Source organism: Actinoplanes auranticolor, from assembly GCF_018332655.1.
Lineage (GTDB): Bacteria > Actinomycetota > Actinomycetes > Mycobacteriales > Micromonosporaceae > Actinoplanes > Actinoplanes auranticolor.
Genome location: NZ_BOQL01000049.1, coordinates 83,861 through 102,245 on the forward strand (window position 1 = coordinate 83,861; position 18,385 = coordinate 102,245).

The window sequence follows — 18,385 nt, forward strand, 5'->3', positions numbered from 1 at the left end:
TTGCATACATAGCGATGTGAACATATATTGGCCGAGGCTCAGCGCGGCGACGGAAGGTAGGGCTCATGGGAGCCGGGCACGACCACGGAGGCCAGGCCTTGCGCGCCGGCGAACGGCACCGCGCCCGCCTGTGGTGGGCGGGCGGGCTGCTGGCCGCGTTCATGCTCGTCGAGGCCGCGGCCGCGCTGTCCACCGGCTCCTTGGCGCTGCTCTCCGACGCCGGGCACATGTTCACCGACGTGCTCGGCATTGCGATGGCGCTCGCCGCCATGCACGCCGCGAGCCGGGCGGCCACCGACTCCCAGCGCACCTTCGGGCTCTACCGGCTGGAGGTGCTGGCCGCACTGGCCAACGCCGTACTGCTGACCGGCGTCGCCGTCTACGTGCTGATCGAGGCCGTGCGCCGGTTCTCCGACCCGCCGCACGTGCCGGCCGGTGCCATGCTGATCGTCGCGACCGGCGGCCTGCTGATCAACATCGTCGCCTTCCTGCTGCTGCGGGCCGGGGCCAAGGAGAGCCTCAACGTCCGCGGGGCGTATCTGGAGGTGCTGGGCGACCTGCTGGGCTCGGCCGGCGTCATCGTCGCGGCCGCGATCATCGCGGTCACCGGCTGGTCGTACGCGGACCCGATCGTCGCCGTGATCGTGGCCCTGTCGATCCTGCCCCGCACCTTCGCCCTCGGTCGCGCCGCGGTCCGCATCCTCGTGCAGGCCGCCCCCGAGCGCCTGGACGTGGGCGACGTGCGGACGCGGCTGGCCGCGGTGCCCGGCGTCTGCGACGTACACGATCTGCACGTCTGGACATTGACCTCCGGGATGGATGTCGCCTCGGCGCACCTGAGCCTGGAGCCCACCGCCGAGCTGGGCACGGTGCTGGCCACCGCTCGTGAGGCCCTCCATCAGGACTTCGCCATCGATCACGCGACACTGCAGGTGGAACCGGTCGGCGCGGGCGGCCCGTGCACCCCGGCGGGTTGGTAGCAAGCCGTTCGAAGCATCCCGCTGAGGGCGCTGCGCTCCCTACACTCCTCTTGATGCCAACCATGGAGGGGATCGCCATGACGCAATCCGTCATCCACCAGCCCCGGGTGGCCTGGGAGGCCGCTCGCGCTTTCGTCCGGACGGCCGCCGGGCCGGGCTACGACGCGTACGCCGGCTGGGTGCTCAGCCGCCTCGGCACCGAGGTGTACGGCGAACTGGCCGCCACCCGCCGGCGCCTGCTCGAAGCGTCGGTGCAGAGCAGCGACAACGACCGGTTCACCGCCGACATCGAGGCCGGGAGGTGGCGGGTCCGCCTGGAGGACCTGCTGCGCAACGACCCGTCGCTGGTCACGCCGCTGCGCGACTGACCGAGGCCGCCGCCCGATAACCGCCCGGCTGGGCCCGAGCGCCCCTTTGCCATGATCTGCGTCATGTTGACGCCGACACCCCTCATGGACCTCGTCACCGGCTTCTGGAGTTTCAAGACCTTCGCCGCCGCCGTCGAGCTCGACCTGTTCACCCTGCTGGCCGGCGGCCGTACCCTCACCGTCGCCGCCGCCGAGCAGGAGCTGGGGCTTCCGGAGCGCCCGGCCGACCTGCTGCTGACCGCCTGCGCCTCGCTGGGCCTGCTGGAACGGGCCGGCGACGGCTACCGCAACACCGCCCTGGCCGAGGAGTTCCTGGTCCGCGGCAAGCCGTACTACTTCGGCGGGCAGGTCACCTACTGCGACCGCCGCACCTATCTGCCGTGGCACCGCATCGGCGAGGCGCTGCGCACGGACCGGCCGCTGACCTGGGATCCGCAGACCCAGGAGTCGATGTTCACCACCGCCGACCCACAGCTGCTGGCGACGTTCTGGGAAGCGATGTACTCCACGTCGATCTTCACCGCGCGGGCGCTGGGCGGTGCGGTGGACCTGGCCGGACGCCGTCGGCTGCTGGACGTGGGTGGCGGCTCGGGGGCGTACCCGATCGAGCTCTGCCGGCAGCAGCCCGGCCTGACCGCGACGGTCCTGGATCTCCCGCATGTCGTCGAGATCGCCGCAGGCAAGATCGAGCTGGCCGGGCTCGCCGACCGGATCACCACCCGGCCCGGCGACTTCCTCGCCGACCCGGACCTGCCGGGCGGCCACGACACGGTGCTGTTCAGCATGATCCTGCACGACTGGGACGCGCCGACCAACCAGGCGCTGCTGGCCAAGGCCTACGCGGCCCTGCCGGCGGGCGGCCTGGTGATCATCTCCGAGCTGCTGCTCGACGCGGACCGCACCGGACCGGCTCCGGCCGCCCTGATGGGGATGAACATGCTGGTCGAGACCGTGGGCGGGCGTAATTACTCGGACGCGGAGTATGCCGCCTGGCTGACCGGCGCGGGCTTCGGTGAGGTGCGGACGGTCCGCTTCGACGCGCCCGGAGCGAACGGCGCCGTGCTGGGGATCAAGCCGGCCGGCTAAATCAGCGATCACGCCCGCGGCGGCGGGCCCGTCCGTAAGACTGTGCTCATGAGCCACAAAGGCGTCATGGTGTTCGTGCCTGCGCCCCAGCTGACCGTGACGCTCGAGCAGCAGCACGACAAGGCGGAGCTGCACGTGCACCCGGGCGGGCAGGGCGTCTGGCAGGCCCGGATGATCACGCTGCTGGGGGCCCAGGTGACCCTCTGCTCGGCCACCGGCGGCGAGGTCGGACGGGTGCTGGAGCCGCTGCTGAAGTTCCACGGCGTGACGCTGAAGACCATCAAGCGCGACTCCGGCACCGGCTGGTACGTCCACGACCGACGCAGCGGCCAGCGCGAGGAGCTGGCCGACGACCCGGGCCAGCCGTTGTCGCGGCACGAGATGGACGAGCTCTACAGCCTCGCGCTCGCGGAGGGGCTGCGGGCCGGTATCGCGGTGCTCAGCGGACCGGCCCACCCCTCCGTCGTGCCCGCCGACATCTACCGCCGGCTCGCCACCGACCTGGGCGCCAACGGCTGCAAGGTCATCGTCGACCTGTCCGCGGCCCACCTCTCCGCCGCGCTCGAAGCGCGCCCGCACGTGGTCAAGGTCAGCCACGAGGAGCTGATCCGCGACGGCATGGTCAAGGACGGCTCCACCGAGTCACTGACCCGGGCGCTGTACAAGCTGCGCGAGGACGGGGCGGAGATGGCCCTGGTCTCGCGGGCCGACGAGGGCGCGCTGGCCCTGATCGAGAACCAGGTGTACGAGGTCGACATGCCCAAGATGGTGGCCGCCGAGTCGCGCGGGGCGGGTGACTCGATGACCGCCGGCGTCGCTGCGGTGCTCGCCCAGGGCGGGACGCTGTGTGAAGCCGTACGCACGGGCGCCGCCGCCGGCGCCCTCAACGTGACCCGCCACGGGCTCGGCACCGGGCGCATCGACGCCGTCCAGGTGTTGACCGAGCGGGTGAGACTGACGCCCGTCGACACGAAGGTACCGGTATGACCACGCCTCGGATCCTGATCACCAACGACGACGGGATCGACGCGCCCGGGCTGCGCCACCTGGCCCGGGCCGCCGCCCGCCAGGGCCTCGACATCGTGGTCGCCGCGCCGCTGACCGAGGCCAGCGGCACCAGCGCCGCCATGACGGCCGTGGAGAAGAACGGCAAGATCGTCGTGTCGCAGCGGGAGCTGCCCGGGGTGCGCAACGTGCCCGCGTACGCGGTGGCGGCCTCCCCCGCCTTCATCGTGCTGCTCGCCCTGCGCAGCGCCTTCGGCCCGCCCCCGCAGATCGTGCTCTCCGGCATCAACCGCGGCGCCAACGCGGGCGCGGCGGTCGTGCACTCCGGCACGGTCGGCGCCACCCTGACGGCCTCGCACGCCGGGCTGCACGGCCTCGCCATCTCCCTCGACGTGCTCTCCCCCGCCAACGGCACCGCGGCCAGCGGCGGCCAGGCCATCGCCGACCTGGAGCACGCCGACGACGAGAACCGGCACTGGGACAGCGCGGCCGGCCTGGCGATGAAGCTGCTGCCCACCCTGACCCACACGCCGCCGGGCACGGTGCTCAACGTGAACGTGCCGGACCTGCACGTGGACGGCATCCGCGGGCTGCGCCGGGCCACGCTGGCCAGATTCGGTCAGGTGCAGATGAGCATCGCGGAGGCCGGCGAGGGCTTCGTACGCACCGCGGTGCAGGCCGCCGACGAGCCGCTGGAGCCGGGCACCGACCTGGCCGCGCTGGCCGAGGGCTTCGCGGTGGTCACCCCGATCCGGTCGCCGGCCGAGGCCACGGACGTCAAGTTCAACCTCGAGTCGATCGTGGTGCAGACGCCCGCGATCTGAAGCACGGACTCCGCCCGGGGCCGGCGGCTTCCGCCTCTTGTTCCGGGGGTCGCGGCGCTTGTCGACGTTCCGGGCGCTTTCGGTGCTTGTCGACGTTCCGGGCGCTTTCAGCGCTTGTCGACGTTCCGGGCGCTTTCAGCGCTTGTCGACGTTCCGGGGTCGCGGCGCTAGTTGATCGACGGCTCGGGCAGGTGGACGCCGTCCAGGATCCGCCAGAGGTCGAGCGCGACGTCGACGCTGAGCGGGCGGTCCTCGGGCCGCTTCGCCATGCAGGCGCGGACCAGATCCCGCAGCGGCGGCGGCAGGCCGGGGATGGCCAGGACGGGCGTCGGCGCGAGGTGGCCGGCCCGGCCGGCGGTGACGATCATGGCCGCGACCGCCGGCGGGTACGGCGACCGGCCGGTCAGCATCTCGTAGAGCAGCACGCCGAGGGTGTAGACGTCGTCGGCGGGCCGGGCGAACGCCGTCTTGGGATGCGAGGGCAGGGTGCCCGCGTCGTGGTCGTGACCGCCGTGGTCCAAGCCGCTGTGATCTTGGCCGCCGCGCCGCAGACCGCCGTGTTTCGGGCCGCCGTGCTTCGGGCCATCGCGTCTCGGGGCGCCGTGCACCGCGGCGCTGCGGGACAGGGTGTCGCGGGTCGTGTCCCCGCGGGGGCCGTTGCGGCGGATCACGACCGGGTGTGCGCCGGAGTCACCGCTGCGCAGCGCGGCCGTGGCCAGGCCGAAGTCGATGATCTTGATGCCGGCGGGGCTGACCATGATGTTGCGGGCGCTCAGGTCCCGGTGCACGACGCCCCGGCGGTGCGCCACGGCGAGCACGTCGGCGGCCGTGGCGGCGATCCGGACGGCCTCCGGCCACTCCAGGCGCCCCCGGGCCAGCCGCTCGGTGAGCGGAACCCCGGCGAGCAGTTCCAGGACCACGTACGGCACCACGCTGCCGTCGGGCAGCGGCGCCTCGCCGTACTCGAAGACCCGCGGGACGCTCGGGTGCCGCAGCCGGTCGGTGATCAGGGCCTCGCGCCGCACGTCCTCGCGGGCCTGCGCGTCGTCGGCCAGGCTCGGGGCCAGCACCTTCACCGCCAGCTTGCGACCCTGGCGGGCGTCGACGGCCGAATAGACGGTGGAGACACCGCCCTGGCCGATGGCGCCGATCAGCACGTATCGCCGGAGGATGGCGGTGCCCATCGGAAGTTTCGCCACGCAGGGCACTATCCCCTACCGCCGAGACCCGGACAAGCCGCCTCAGGAAGGATTAAGACCCATGATCACTCGCGGTCAGGCGCCGGACACGAGGGGCTGATGAGCCGGCTCGTCACAGTCGACGCACGGCTGCGGCGCGCCGAAGAGACCGAGCAGGCCGGTGACCCAGAGCTGGCGGTGGGCGAAACGGCTGGGACGCGTGACGACCAGCTTGACGCCGCTGACGCTGGCCAGCTGGAACGCCGCCACCAGGGCACTGATCCCCACGGAATCGATGAACGTCACGCCGTGCATGTCGAGCTCGATGCGCTCAGGACGCCCGGCGGCGAGCTGACTCGCCACGGCATCCTTGATCTCGTACGCGTTCTCGACGTCGATCTCACCAGCCGGAGAGATCTCCACCACCCCTGCGGGGAGTGTCGACGTCGTTATCGACAGCGTCACGCCACTACCTCCACCCGCCCGGGATGCCCCGAGCGTCTGCTCCTCTGCACGACAGCGGCCGTACCTGATGCCGCTGTCGTCGGGGGCGGCGATGACTACCCCCGTCGGGTTCGGTGAAACTGCCCGAACCGTAATGCGTGAACCTGACAGGCACCTGTGTGCCCCGTATGAACCGACGCAAGCGTACCCAGCGATGTCCACCGTTTTAGCCGACGTGATGCTGTCCACATCCGACTCACCCCACCCGTTCACCGGTACGTTTGCATTTCGTGGCGCTTGGGCACCCTCGATGAATGTCGACGACCCACCCGCCGGCACCGGCGATCGCAGGAGGTACCGAGAAGATGCTCTCTCGTAAGAACACTGCCGAGCGCACAGCCGCGCAGGCCTGGGACTACTTGTCGTCCGCGATGACGGGCGCCGGCGAGAGCGCCAAGGACGCCGGCAAGCACACCGCGGACCTCGCGAGCGCCAAGGCGGCGGTCGCCGCCGCCACCGCCACCAAGCTGGCCGACAAGGCGAGCAAGCAGAGCGGCAAGCTGGCCGGCAAGGCCGGTAAGCAGAGCGGCAAGCTGGCCGACAAGGCCGCCGCCAAGCTCGCCGCGGTCAGCGACGAGGCGTACGAGCGGGCCAACCTGGCCGCGAACGCGCTGGCCGGCCGCAAGCCCGGCCTGCCCTGGGGCCTGCTCGTCGGGGTCGGCCTGCTCGGCGTCGCGCTGGGCTGGGCCGCCGCCACCACCGCCCGGGCCGCGCTGGAGCGCCAGGCGGAGAACGAGCAGCTGGAGCTGGCCGAGTCGGAGCCGGACGCGGTGGTAGTCGTCACACCGACCTACGACAACTGACCCGCGGCGGCCGCCGGACGGAGCCCCTCTGCCGCCCGGCGGTCGCTGTTTTCTGTCGGACCCCACGCCTAGGCTCGTCGACATGGAGCCCGTGTTCTTCGCCGATGCGGCCGAGCTGCGTGCCTGGTTCCTCGAGCACCACGCCGATGCCCCTGAGCTGCTGGTGGGCTATTACAAGAAGCACACCGGCAAGCCCTCGGTGCAGCACACCGAGGCGATCGAGCAGGCGCTGTGCTTCGGCTGGATCGACAGCATCGGGCGGCGCATCGACGACGAGCGCTATCAGGTCCGCTTCACCCCGCGGCGCAAGGGCAGCGTGTGGAGCGCGGTCAACGTGGCCAAGGTCGCCGAGCTGACCGCGGCCGGTCTGATGCATCCGGCCGGGCTGCAAGCCTTCGGGTCCCGCAAGCCCGAACGGGTGGCGGTGTATTCGTACGAGCAGCCCGCCGACGCGGTGCTCGACGCCGAGCAGACTGCCCGGTTCCAGGGTGAGGAGGCGGCATGGAAGTGGTTCTCGGCGCAACCCGCGTCGTACCGCCGGGCAGCCGTGCACTGGGTGGTCAGCGCCAAGCGGGAGGAAACCCGGCAACGGCGCCTCAACCAGCTGATCACCGACTCCGCGGCGGGCCGTACGGTCCCGCCATTGACCCGCCGATGAGCCCGGATCGCGCCCTGACCGCAACCGACCGACCTCGCCGGGAGGTGACGTGAATCTGTACAGTTGGCCCCGGCTCGCAGCCGGGCCTCCGTTCCGCGTCATCCGTCCGTGGCGACACCCGAGTAGATAGGTCCGCTGGTGCTCAGTTCGGGAAGTCTCCTGGACAACCGCTACCGGTTGGACGAGCGCATCGCCACGGGTGGCATGGGCGACGTGTGGCGCGGCACCGACGTGGTGCTCGGCCGGACGATCGCCGTCAAGGTGCTGCGCACCGCCATGCTGTCGGACCCGGAGTTCGCCGCCCGCTTCTACGGCGAGGCCCGGATGATGGCCGCCTTCCGGCACCCCGGCGTCGTCGAGGTGTACGACTACAGCGCCGGTGACGCCAACGACGAGGACAACTGCGCCTACCTCGTGATGGCGTACGTGGACGGCGAGCCGCTGTCAGCCCGGCTCAAGGAGCAGGGCCGCCTCGGGGTCGCCGAGACCATGTCGATCGTGGCGCAGGCCGCCGAGGCCCTGCACGCCGCCCACGAGAACGGCACCGTGCACCGCGACGTCAAGCCGGGCAACCTGATCGTCAAGCCGAACGGCACGGTGATCCTGGTCGACTTCGGCGTGGCCCGCTCCGCCGCCGTGACCAGCGTGACCGGCCTCAACGCGATCGTCGGCACCGCTCTCTACATGGCCCCCGAGCAGGTCGCCAAGGGCAACGTCACCCCGGCCACCGACGTGTACGCCTTGGGCGCGGTCGCGTACCACTGCCTCGCCGGTCACCCGCCGTTCGACGGTGACAACGCTCTGCAGGTGGCGCTGCGCCACCTGGAGGACGACCCGGAGCCGCTGCCCGAGACCACCGTGCCGCCGGCCGTCCGCGAGCTGATCAGCCGCGCGATGGCCAAGCAGCCGGAGGACCGCTTCCTCAACGCGGCCGAGTTCGCCGCCGCCGCGCTGGCCGCCGCCGGCACCCTCGACTGGCGCTCGCAGACCGGCACCTCGATGACGGGCACGGCCCTGCGCCGCCCGACGATGCCCGGCCCGTCGACCACCGGCACGGCCCTGGGTGGGGCCGGACTGGCCGGTGCGGGAATGGGCGGTGCGGGAATGACCGGCACCGGGCTGGGCCGCCCGGGACAGACCGGCACATCGATGAGCGGCACCTCGCTGACCCGGCCGATGAGCCCGGCGGCACCCCGCCGCACCATGCCCGGCCAGCGCAACCTGCTCGAGGCCGCGCCCCCGCTACAGGCGCCACCCCGCAAGCGCGGCCGCACCAAGAACGAGCTCGCCGTCCTGCTCACCGTGATCGGCCTGTTCATCCTGGCCGGCGGGCTGGCCCTGGCGATCGCGCTGCAGAGCGGCGACGCCGACGCGGAGCAGCGGCCGAACCCGGTGGTGCCGGCCGAGTCCACCCCGGCCGACGATGAGTCCGACGAGCCCATCGAGCCGACCGAGCCGACCGAGACGACCCGCCCGGCGAATCCGGGGAACGTCAACACCCAGAAGCCGACCCAGAAGCCGACCCCGAGCAAGTCACCGTCGGCATCGGTCTCGACGTCCACCTCGCCGACCCCGGACAAGACCACCCCGCCCCCCGAGACGGAGCCGGCCACGACGACTCCACCGACGGACCCGACCACCACGCCACCGCCGGAGGGTGGCGGCGGCGGCGAGGACGGCGGCGGCTCGGGCACAGGTAGCGGGAACGGCTGACGGGGCCGACCGGTCAGCTGTGACCTTGGGCGGACGGGGGTCGAGCAGTCGTTCGATCAGCCGGCTTCCGTGGATGGCCTGCCGGGCCGGGCCGGGTTGGGCCGGTTGAGCCGGGCCGAGTTGGCCGGGCGATCGGTACGGTCGGCCGACCAGCGCAACTGAGTGGCAGCGCACCCAACCGAGCCAGCGCGATGCGGTAACCAGCGACCGGCGCGACCGAGCGACGCACAGCCAAGCAACCCCGCACGGCCAAGCGACCCCGCACGGCCAAGCGACCCCGCACGGCCAAGCAACCAGCGTCGCCGAGCATGGCCGGGTGACTGGCGCAAGCAGCGCAAGCGAACAGCGTGACCAACCCACGCAGCGCTACCGGCGGCTGGCGGCATACCGGTGAAGAGCCGTCATCAGCCTGGGCCGGCACGACCCGGCAAGTACCGAGTCAGTTCTGTGCGCCGGGCGGATCGCCCGGGCGGGGCTCAGGCCCGTGCAGAGCGGGCCGGCCACCGCCGCCGCGACGATGAGTTCCCCGCATGACTTACCTCCCCTTACCCAGCGGAGGCGGTGCGGGCGGGGAGTTCTCATGTCCGGGGCGGCGGGACCGATGGGATGGGCTCTGGCACGGCACTGCTCCGAGCCGCCACCGGAAAGGCCCCGCATGCCCGCTCAGGTTCCCCCCGGCCCCGAGAACGCGGTCGCGCCCCACGACTATCCCCAGTTCACGATGGGCCACGCCCAGTACCCGCCGCAGCAGCCGACCGGTGGCTACCCCGCCGTCTCCTACCCGCAGGAGGGCGCGGCCGGCTACCCGGAGCCCGTACCGTATCCGCAGCCCGGCAGCCCGACGCATTCCGGCAGCCCGACGCACGCTGGCAGCCCGACGCACGCTGGCAGCCCGATGCAGGCCGGCAGCCCGACGCGTTCCGGCGGTCCGACGTACCCCGGCGGCCCCACCCAAGCCGCCGCCTATCCTCCGCCGAGCGCGTATCCCACAGCACCGCCGTGGGCAGCCGCCGGGCCGGCACCCGCCGCCGCCTGGCCAGCGCCCGCTGAAGCCGGACCAGAACCCGCACCCGCCTGGCCGGCACCCGCTGCCACCGGACCGGCTGCCACCGGACCGGCTGCCACCGGACCGGCTGCCACCGGACCGGCCGCCGCCACGCCGGTCCCCGGACCGGTCAGCCCACCCGACCACCCGTTGCCCCAATACGGCGGCCTCCTCGTCCCCTTCCCCGACGAAATGCGCCACGCCTCCCGCGCCCAAGCGCCCGCCGTCTGGCCGGTAGCCGCCTTCACCCTGCTGTTCGGCATCCTCGGAGCCGTCTCCGCCAAGCGCCGCGCCGATCAGGCCCGGCGGACCCGCAACAGCACCGCCCCGTACTGGATCGCGTTCGTCATCTCCGTCGCGGCCGGCGCCTTCTGCTGGTTCGTGGTGAGTGCCGTGCTGGTCGGCCCGGTGGTCACCGAGATCCGGGAGAACCAGCGGCTCGAGGCCGTGCAGCGCAACGTCGTCGGTGACGGTCAGCTCCGGGACGCCCGGATCAATGTCACCGCGGCGCAGTGCCGGCCTGTGGCTGAGCGCGATGCGGAGGGCATGCGTGACTATCTGTGCCGGCTGACGCTCGAAGACGGGCACACCGGCACGCTGACGCTGACTGCTGATGAGGACGGTAAGTGGCGTTCCGGGCCGGGTCGCTGAAGGCGGATTGAGAATTCCCGGCCGTAAGAGTGGCCGGCCGGGATGGGGTGGGCGGGCCGTCGTGGGTGTTCCGGGGGGAACATCACGACGGCCCCCTGTCGTGCGTACCCCTTGGTCAGAAGACCGGGACGCCCGCGCGGACCAGGCGCCAGTTCGTGACGGCGAAGCCGGCCGGGTTGATCTCGCCCTTGGCCTGTGCCCAGTCGATCAGCAGCTGCCGGATCTCCTGCTGGGCGTTGTAGACCTGGGGCTTGACCATGCCCGGGAAGTTGCCGCCGCCGCTGCGCCGGTAGTTGTTCACCGCGACCACGAACTGGGCGTCCGCCGCGACCGTGGCACCGGCGATCTCCAGCCGGGTGATCCGGTCGCCGACCGGGCGGCTGATGTCGATGTCGTAGTCGATGCCGGAGAACACGTCGTAGTTGTAGTCCGGCACGGCCGGGTCGCTGATCGTCGCCGGGTCCGGGGTGGCGCCGACCGGCAGCGTCACGAAGTACTTCGCCGAGAACTCCAGGTACGCCTTCACCTCGGCGCCGGTCAGCACCACGGCCTCGAGGGTGTTGTCGAAGACGTACAGGCCGGCCACGTCGCGGATCTTGACGTCGCCCTGCGGGAACACCGCGGTGCGGCTGAACGGCGCGGCCAGGGAGAGCACCGGCAGCGACGCGTACGGGGTGCCGGCCAGCGCCGCGGTCACCGTGTCGGTCTGCACCTTGTTGATGAAGTCCAGGATCGGCGTGTCCCTGTACCGCGACTCCGCCGTGGTCAGCTCGACCGTGGAGGTGGCCACGACCTGGTTGACGTACGCGACCGTCTTGGCGTGCTGGGCCCTGACCACGGCGAGCACCCGCGGGTCCTCGGTGACCGTGTTGGTGTTGAGCAGGTCGGACTTCTTCCCGGTGACGGTCCACCGGCCGCGGTCGCGGGTCAGCGTGAAGTCCATCCGGCTCAGCCGCTGGCCCCACTTCGACGGCTCGGTGAGCAGCACCTGCGCGCCGGTCTGCTGGTTGGTGACGAAACGCTGCGGGACGTTGGCGTGCGCGTGCCCGAACAGGATCGCGTCGATGCCGGGGACCTGCTCGGCGATCAGTGCGCTCGGGTTCTCGATCGGCAGCTCCGGGCCGTAGCTGGACGTACCGCTGTCGCCGCCGTGCGCGGAGATCAGCACGAGGTCGGCGCCGCGGGCCCGCATGACCGGCACCCACTTCGCCGCCGAGGCGATCATGTCCTCGAAGATCAGCTTGCCCTCGACGTTGCCCTTGTCCCAGATGGCCGAGCCCGGGTTGGTCAGGCCGAGGATCCCGACGCGCAGCGTCGGTGCGCCGTGGCCGAGCGAGACCTTCTTGATCACGTACGGGGTGAAGGCCGGCCGCTTCGTGCGTGCGTCCAGAGCGTTGGCGGCGAGCGCGGGGAAGCCGAGCTGGCGGATCCACAGGTTCAGCAGCGGCAGGCCGTAGTTGAACTCGTGATTGCCCAGCGTGACCGCGTCGTAGTGCAGCACGTTCATGGCCTTGGCCATCGGGTGCTTCTCACCGGTCGTGGTGATCGGCTCCTGCTTGGCGTAGTACGTGGCCAGCGGCGTGCCCTGGATCGTGTCGCCGGCGTCGAGCACCAGAGTGGCCTTGCCCCGCCGCTCGGCCCGGATCTGGTTGACCAGCGCGGCGAGCTTGGCCACACCGACGTCGTTGTGCGCGCTGTCGTCGTACTCGAGGTCCTTGTAGTAGTCCCAGTTGTAGACGTTGCCGTGGGTGTCGGAGGTGCCGAGCACGGTCAGGTCGTACGTCTTCGGGCCGTGACCGGGACGCGTCGCGGGAGCGGCGCCGGCCGCGTCACCGAGCACGAGCGGAACGGCGGCACCGGCAGCTGCGGCGGCAAGCACACCACGCCGCGAAACGCCTGCGGGAAGGGTCATCAGGAACCTTTCGAAGGGAAAAGTGCACGCGCCTCGTGGGCGCCCACGAGGCACCATAACCGCCGATGCATTCTCAGGCGAGAGCTGCCGCGGGACCCGGCAGATGCCGGGCCCGGCGGGCATCTCGTAGGATCGCCGCCATGCCTGCGCAGCCGGAACTGCCGCTGCGTCCGATGACGCTCGGTGAGTTGCTGGACGCCGCCATGGCGCTGCTGCGGGCGCGGGCCCTTCCGTTGCTCGCCCTGGCGGCCGTGCTCGGGCTGTTGGAGCAGGCGCTGCTGGTGCCGTTGCGTGCTGCCGCGTCCGTCACCCCTCCCTACTACGGGCCCGCGCGGGGGCATTTCGGGCAGTGGTGGTCCGTCACCGCGCTCGGGTTCGCCACCGAGACCGTCATCCTCACGCTGCTCGGCGCCCTCGCCGCGGCCGCGGCTGCCCCTGCCCTGCTCGGGCGGCCCCTCCGCCATCGGGAGTTGTGGGCGCGGACCCGGCCGCTGGCCACCATCAGCGTCGCCCTCGTGCTGGGCGTGCTGGCCGGGGTGGCGCTGTTCGCCGGTTTCGCACCCTGGCTGATCCTGTACGGCCTGTTCAGCCTCACCTCCGCGGTCCTGGTCATCGACCGGGCCGGCAATCCGTTCGGTGCACTGTGGCGCTCGGCCCAGCTCACCACCCGCGGCGGCCTGCGCGGGTTCTGGACCCTGCTCAGCGCCTATCTGACCTGGTTCGTCATCCGCTTCGCCCTGGGCAGCGGGTGGGTGTGGGTGCTGACGCGGCTCAGCGGCGGCGAGCCGGCCTGGCTGACCTGGCTCATCCCGGCCGCCTGGGTGCTCGCCAACGCCGTCGCCTACTCCGCGCTGGCCTGTGTCGCCGCCGTCCTGCTGCTGGAGACGCGGATCCGCACCGAGGGGTTGGACATCGCCATCGGCCGGGCCCGCAGCCGCGGCGAGGACGAGGCCGCCGTCCTGGTGTACGCCCGGTGACCCGGGTCTGGGACGAGTTCGCGGCGGCGGTCTTCGACGTCGTCCCGCCGCAGGTCCTGCTGCTGGTTCTGCTGGCGGTCGCCGGGCTGACCGGCGCGCTCTGGTACTGGTACCCGGCGTGGGTGCCGACCCGGCTGCCCCGGATGCCGCGCCTGCGGATGCCCCGCTGGCGGCTGCCGCGCTGGCGGCGTACCCGGAAACCGAAGGCCGCCCGGAAGGCGAAGACCAAGGTCGAGCCGGTCTTCGCCCCGACCGTCGTGCTGCCCGACGGCACCCTGCTGGCCGACCGGCTGGCCGCCGAGGGCCGCTATGCCGAGGCCATCCGGCAGCGGTTGCGCGACGTGGTCGGCGATCTCACCGCCGCCGGCGTGGTCGCGCCGCTGCCCGGCACGACCGCCGCCGAGGTCGCGGCGGCCGCGGCCGTGCAGCGCCCGGCCGTGGCCGGCCCGCTCACCGGGGCCACCGACCTGTTCTCCGAGATCTGGTACGGCAACCGCCCCGCCCTGCCCTTCCACGACGAACGCATGCGCGCCCTCACCGGTGACGTCCGCACGCGGATGCGGGGGGTCACGTCGTGAAGTCCCGCCGCTGGCTGCGTTTCGCCCTGCCGCTCGGCTTCGTCGCCGCGCTGGCCACGATGACCGGGGTCGCCCACGTCGTGCAGCAGCCGGACCCGACCGACGCTTCCTTCCTCTCCCCCACCAGCACGGAAGGGGACGGCGCCCGGCTGCTCGCCGACGCTCTGACCAGCGACGGGGTTCAGGTCACCGTGCGCAGCTCCAGCGCCGAGGCGATCACCGAGGCCGCCGCGGCCGGGTCGGTCACCCTCTTCGTCACCACCCCCGGCCTGGTCCACCCCGACTACCTGGAACGGCTGGCCACGCTGCCCGAGCAGGTCCGCGTGGTCCTGGTCGCGCCGGGCCAGGACGAGCTGGCCGCGGCCGGCCTCAGCGTCCCCGTGGGCGGGCCGCGCTGGACCGCCACGGCGCCGCAGCCCGGGTGCGCGACCGACTTCGCGAACGCCGCCGGCCCGGCCGCCGTGCAACGCTGGCGCTACGACGTCTCCGCCTACGACGCCGTGCGCTGCTACGGCGACGGGCTGGTGGAATTCCGCTCCTCACAGGTCGCGATGACCCTGGTCGGCGCCGCGGACCCGTTCCGCAACGACCGCTCGGACGAGCACGGCAACCGGACGCTGGCGCGCGGCCTGCTGGGCCGCAGCCCGGCGGTGATCTGGCTGGACCTGCACGAGCGGGAGCCCGCCCCGGACGACTCCGGCCGGCCCACCGAGCCGGAGCAGCCGGAGCAGCCCGATCCCGACCCGGACGGCGACGACCCGGACGACAGCGGCGATCCCTCCGGCGACGAGGAGCCGACCGGTGAGCCGCAGGACGGCGGGGAAGCCGATCAGTCCGCCCAGGGCGGCGGCAACGGGGTCTCGGACAGCCCGCTGGCCCGCGCCTTCCCGCCGGCGGTGTGGGCCACCCTGGCCCTGCTGGCTCTGGCCGCGCTCGCGCTGGCCGCGGCCTCCGCGCGCCGCCTCGGCGCCCCGGTGGCCGAGCCGCTGCCGGTCCGGGTCCGGGCCGCCGAGACCGTCCGCGGACTGGGCGGGCTCTACCGGCGGGCCGGGGCGCGCAGCACGTCACTGGCTACTCTGCAGGGCGCGGCCCGGGTCCGGCTCGCCGAGCACTACGGCCTGCCCGCGGACGTCTCGGCCGACGAGGTGGCGGAGCGGGTCGCGGCCACCGTCGGTCAGCCGGTGCTGGACGTACGGCACATGCTCAGCGGCGGGATCGAGGACAGCGACGAGGAGCTCGCCCGCGCCGCGACGACCCTGCAGAACCTGGTCCGCTTCGTGACGGGGCAGCAGAACTGGCAACAGGCACCTGACGAGGGGAATGTGACGTGACGTCTTCCGCTGGAGTGGAGGCCATCGCAGCGCGCGACGCGCTGCAACGCCTCCGGGCCGAGGTCGCCAAGGCGGTCATCGGCCAGGACGCGGTGGTCGGCGGCGTGGTCATCGCGCTGCTCTGCGGCGGCCACGTGCTGCTCGAGGGCGTACCCGGGGTGGCCAAGACCCTACTCGTCCGGGCCCTGGCCGCGGCCCTGGACGTGGACACCAAGCGGGTGCAGTTCACCCCGGACCTGATGCCCGGCGACGTGACCGGCTCGCTGGTCTACGACGCGCGCTCCGCCGCGTTCAACTTCCGGCCCGGGCCGATCTTCACGAACCTGCTGCTCGGCGACGAGATCAACCGGACCCCGCCGAAGACCCAGGCGGCGCTGCTGGAGGCCATGGAGGAGCGCACGGTCAGCACCGACGGCGAGACCCGCCGGCTGCCCGAGCCGTTCATCGTGGTCGCCACCCAGAACCCGATCGAGTACGAGGGCACGTACCCGCTGCCGGAGGCGCAGCTGGACCGGTTCCTGCTGAAGCTGACCGTGCCGCTGCCGCAGCGCGAGGAGGAACTCGGCGTGCTCAAGGCGCACCACCACGGTTTCGACCCGCGGGACCTGAAGGCCGCCGGGGTGGGGCCGGTGGCCACCGCCGCCGACCTGGCCGCGGGCCGCGAGGCCGCTCGCCGGGTCGCCGTCGCCGAGCCGGTGCTGGAATACATCGTGGACCTGTGCCGGGCCACCCGGGTCTCGCCGGCGCTGGAGCTGGGCGCCTCCCCCCGCGGCACGACCGCGCTGCTCGCGGTGGCCAAGGCCCGTGCCTGGCTCAGCGGCCGCGACTACGTGCTGCCCGACGACGTGAAGGCCTTCGCCATCCCGACGCTGCGGCACCGGGTACGGCTGCGCGCCGAGGCCGAGCTGGACGGCGTCTCCACCGACTCGGTGCTGCGGACGGTGCTGGGCGCCGTACCCGCGCCCCGCTGAGCCGGCGTGATCACCAGGCGCTTCGCGCTGCTGCTGGCGCTGGGCGTCCCGCTGCCCGCGCTGCTGCCGGGCCCGTGGCTGCTGACGGCGGCCGTGCTGGGGCTGGCCGTGCTCGCGGCCGGGCTGGACGTGCTGGCCGCGGCACCGCTCACCGGGGTCACGCTGCGCCGCGCCGGTGAGGCGACGGTGTGGCTGGGCGAGACGACCACGATGCCGCTGACCGTGGGCAACGGCTCCCGGCGGCCGATGTGGCTGCGGCTGCGCGACCGCTGGGTCCCGTCGGCCGGGGCGGACAACACCGAGCACCGGCTCAACCTGATGCCGGGCGAGGAGCAGGAGCTCACCACCACGCTGACCCCGACCCGGCACGGTGACCGGCGGGCGGTGCGGGTCACGCTGCGCTCGTACGGGCCGCTCGGGCTGGCGTACCGGCAGCGGCGGCAGAAGTGGAACGACGCCGTCACGCCGGGGTCGACGCTGCGCGTGCTGCCGCGCTTCCCGTCCCGCCGGTTGCTGCCGGAGAAGCTCGCCAAGCTGCGCATCTTCGACGGTGCCGTGGTGACCCGCGGCCGTGGCCAGGGCACCGAGTTCGACGTGCTGCGCGAGTACGTGATCGGCGACGACGTGCGCTCGATCGACTGGCGGGCCAGTGCCCGTACCCATGACGTGGTGGTCCGCACCTGGCGCCCCGAACGCGACCGCCGGCTGATCTGCGTGCTGGACACCGGCCGCACGTCGGCGGCCCGGATCGGCGACGAGCCCCGGCTGGACGCCGCGATCGACGCGGCGCTGCTGCTGGCCGTGCTGGCGGCCAAGGCCGACGACCGGGTCGACCTGCTGGCCCTGGACACGGCGGTCCGCGCCAAGGTCGAGGGCGGCGGCCACCGCACCAAGCTTCCCCGGCTGATCAGCTCGATGGCGGCGCTGGAGCCGGCGCTGGTCGAGACGGACTTCGGGCTGGCGGCCGGCGACCTGCTGCGCCGCGACCACAAACGCTCGCTGGTGGTCATCTTCACGGCGCTGGACGCGGCCCCGATCGTCGAGGGCCTGCTGCCGATGCTGTCCCGGCTGACCACCCGGCACCGGGTGGTGCTGGCCAGCGTGCGCGACCCGGAGACCGCGCAGCTGGCCGAACTGCCGCCGGAGGGCGCCACCGCGGCGGACGTCCACGTGGCCGCGGCGGCGGAGCTGGCGCTGGCCGAACGCGGCCGGGTGCGGGCGCTGCTGGAACAGCAGGGCGTGCTGGTCGTGGACGAACTGCGCGAGCATTTCGCCTCGAAGGTCGCCGACGTCTACCTGATGCTCAAGGCCGCCGGCCGGCTGTAGTCCGGCTCCGAGGTGCCCCGCCGCACGATGACTGTGTGGGGCGCCGCTCAGCGGGCGGCCAGGAAGGCGGCCAGGGCACAGACGGCCGCCGCCACGGTCCGGACCCGGTCGATCAGGAGCAGCCGGTGCAGCAGCTCCCGGGACCAGCCCCGGCCCAGCCGGCCGTGCGCCGGTGCCGCGCCCAAGGCGGTGAGCAGCCCGGCGACCGCCGCAGCCAGCACCGAGACGAGCGTCCAGGCGTCCGGTCCGGCCAGCACCACCCAGCCACAGGCCACCACCAGCAGGCCGTAGACGACCACCACCACGGGCGTGATCCGGCGGCTGTGCGCGTCGTGGATCTCCCGCCAGGCGGACTCGGGCGCGTCGGCCAGCGCCGGATACACGACGCAGGACACCGTCAGCTGGAAGCCCAGGTGCAGTGCGGCCGCGGCCAGCAGGATCGGCGCGGAGAAGGAGTCCATCGGGTCACTATGCC

18 protein-coding genes are annotated in these 18,385 nt (G+C 72.8%); 14 read left to right on the top strand and 4 right to left on the bottom strand.

The features are described 5' to 3' along the window. Positions 1-65 precede the first annotated feature (65 nt). The 5 genes from Aau02nite_RS29660 (at position 66) to surE (ending at position 4,263) form a co-directional block, all read left to right on the top strand. On the top strand, positions 66-980 hold the full coding sequence (locus Aau02nite_RS29660) for a cation diffusion facilitator family transporter (RefSeq protein ID WP_212991887.1): 915 nt from the start codon (positions 66-68) through the stop codon (positions 978-980). Positions 981-1,033: 53 nt separating this feature from the next. Then, positions 1,034-1,348, top strand: a complete 315-nt coding sequence (locus Aau02nite_RS29665) for a hypothetical protein (RefSeq protein WP_246595539.1) — start codon at positions 1,034-1,036, stop codon at positions 1,346-1,348. A 63-nt stretch (positions 1,349-1,411) separates the two neighbouring features. After that, positions 1,412-2,434 (top strand): methyltransferase, encoded by a 1,023-nt coding sequence (locus Aau02nite_RS29670; protein ID WP_212991888.1) that lies wholly within the window; start codon positions 1,412-1,414, stop codon positions 2,432-2,434. A 48-nt stretch (positions 2,435-2,482) separates the two neighbouring features. Next, positions 2,483-3,421, top strand: a complete 939-nt coding sequence (locus tag Aau02nite_RS29675; RefSeq protein ID WP_246595540.1) for a 1-phosphofructokinase family hexose kinase — start codon at positions 2,483-2,485, stop codon at positions 3,419-3,421. Further along, positions 3,418-4,263: a 5'/3'-nucleotidase SurE gene (surE, locus tag Aau02nite_RS29680; protein ID WP_212991889.1), complete on the top strand. Its 846-nt coding sequence runs from the start codon at positions 3,418-3,420 to the stop codon at positions 4,261-4,263. The genes Aau02nite_RS29675 and surE overlap by 4 nt, the downstream gene beginning before the upstream one ends. Before the next feature lie 167 nt (positions 4,264-4,430). Here surE and Aau02nite_RS29685 read toward each other — a convergent pair whose 3' ends face one another. Both Aau02nite_RS29685 and Aau02nite_RS29690 read right to left on the bottom strand, forming a co-directional pair. Next, positions 4,431-5,462, bottom strand: a complete 1,032-nt coding sequence (locus tag Aau02nite_RS29685) for a serine/threonine-protein kinase (protein ID WP_212991890.1) — start codon at positions 5,460-5,462, stop codon at positions 4,431-4,433. A 75-nt stretch (positions 5,463-5,537) separates the two neighbouring features. After that, complete coding sequence (locus Aau02nite_RS29690) at positions 5,538-5,906, bottom strand: STAS domain-containing protein (RefSeq protein WP_212991891.1); 369 nt, start codon at positions 5,904-5,906, stop codon at positions 5,538-5,540. Between the two features lie 344 nt (positions 5,907-6,250). On the opposite strand from Aau02nite_RS29690, the gene Aau02nite_RS29695 reads away from it, so the two are divergent. The 4 genes from Aau02nite_RS29695 (at position 6,251) to Aau02nite_RS29710 (ending at position 10,815) form a co-directional block, all read left to right on the top strand. Beyond that, positions 6,251-6,748 (top strand): hypothetical protein, encoded by a 498-nt coding sequence (locus tag Aau02nite_RS29695; RefSeq protein ID WP_212991892.1) that lies wholly within the window; start codon positions 6,251-6,253, stop codon positions 6,746-6,748. Positions 6,749-6,830: 82 nt separating this feature from the next. After that, entirely contained in the window at positions 6,831-7,406 is a 576-nt protein-coding gene (locus Aau02nite_RS29700) for a YdeI/OmpD-associated family protein (protein ID WP_212991893.1), read from the top strand. Positions 7,407-7,544: 138 nt separating this feature from the next. Continuing rightward, positions 7,545-9,119, top strand: a complete 1,575-nt coding sequence (locus Aau02nite_RS29705) for a serine/threonine-protein kinase (RefSeq protein ID WP_212991894.1) — start codon at positions 7,545-7,547, stop codon at positions 9,117-9,119. Between the two features lie 655 nt (positions 9,120-9,774). Beyond that, entirely contained in the window at positions 9,775-10,815 is a 1,041-nt protein-coding gene (locus Aau02nite_RS29710; RefSeq protein ID WP_212991895.1) for a hypothetical protein, read from the top strand. 115 nt (positions 10,816-10,930) lie between these two features. On the opposite strand, the gene Aau02nite_RS29715 is transcribed toward Aau02nite_RS29710, so the two are convergent. Then, complete coding sequence (locus Aau02nite_RS29715; protein WP_212991896.1) at positions 10,931-12,727, bottom strand: bifunctional metallophosphatase/5'-nucleotidase; 1,797 nt, start codon at positions 12,725-12,727, stop codon at positions 10,931-10,933. Positions 12,728-12,867: 140 nt separating this feature from the next. Here Aau02nite_RS29715 and Aau02nite_RS29720 point away from each other — a divergent pair, with 140 nt between their 5' ends. From Aau02nite_RS29720 to Aau02nite_RS29740, 5 genes are read left to right on the top strand one after another with little or no spacing between them, the layout of a single operon-like run. Then, a complete protein-coding gene (locus Aau02nite_RS29720) occupies positions 12,868-13,704 on the top strand; it encodes a hypothetical protein (RefSeq protein ID WP_212991897.1) in 837 nt (278 codons plus the stop codon). Next, on the top strand, positions 13,701-14,282 hold the full coding sequence (locus tag Aau02nite_RS29725; protein ID WP_212991898.1) for a DUF4129 domain-containing protein: 582 nt from the start codon (positions 13,701-13,703) through the stop codon (positions 14,280-14,282). The genes Aau02nite_RS29720 and Aau02nite_RS29725 overlap by 4 nt, the downstream gene beginning before the upstream one ends. Beyond that, positions 14,279-15,613: a DUF4350 domain-containing protein gene (locus tag Aau02nite_RS29730; RefSeq protein WP_212991899.1), complete on the top strand. Its 1,335-nt coding sequence runs from the start codon at positions 14,279-14,281 to the stop codon at positions 15,611-15,613. Before Aau02nite_RS29725 ends, Aau02nite_RS29730 begins: the two co-directional genes overlap by 4 nt. After that, positions 15,610-16,584, top strand: a complete 975-nt coding sequence (locus tag Aau02nite_RS29735) for an AAA family ATPase (protein WP_212991900.1) — start codon at positions 15,610-15,612, stop codon at positions 16,582-16,584. The genes Aau02nite_RS29730 and Aau02nite_RS29735 overlap by 4 nt, the downstream gene beginning before the upstream one ends. A 6-nt stretch (positions 16,585-16,590) precedes the next feature. After that, entirely contained in the window at positions 16,591-17,910 is a 1,320-nt protein-coding gene (locus tag Aau02nite_RS29740; protein ID WP_212991901.1) for a DUF58 domain-containing protein, read from the top strand. Positions 17,911-17,957: 47 nt separating this feature from the next. Here the strand turns inward: Aau02nite_RS29740 and Aau02nite_RS29745 are convergent, their stop codons facing one another. Continuing rightward, complete coding sequence (locus tag Aau02nite_RS29745) at positions 17,958-18,371, bottom strand: hypothetical protein (protein ID WP_212991902.1); 414 nt, start codon at positions 18,369-18,371, stop codon at positions 17,958-17,960. Positions 18,372-18,385: the final 14 nt, after the last annotated feature.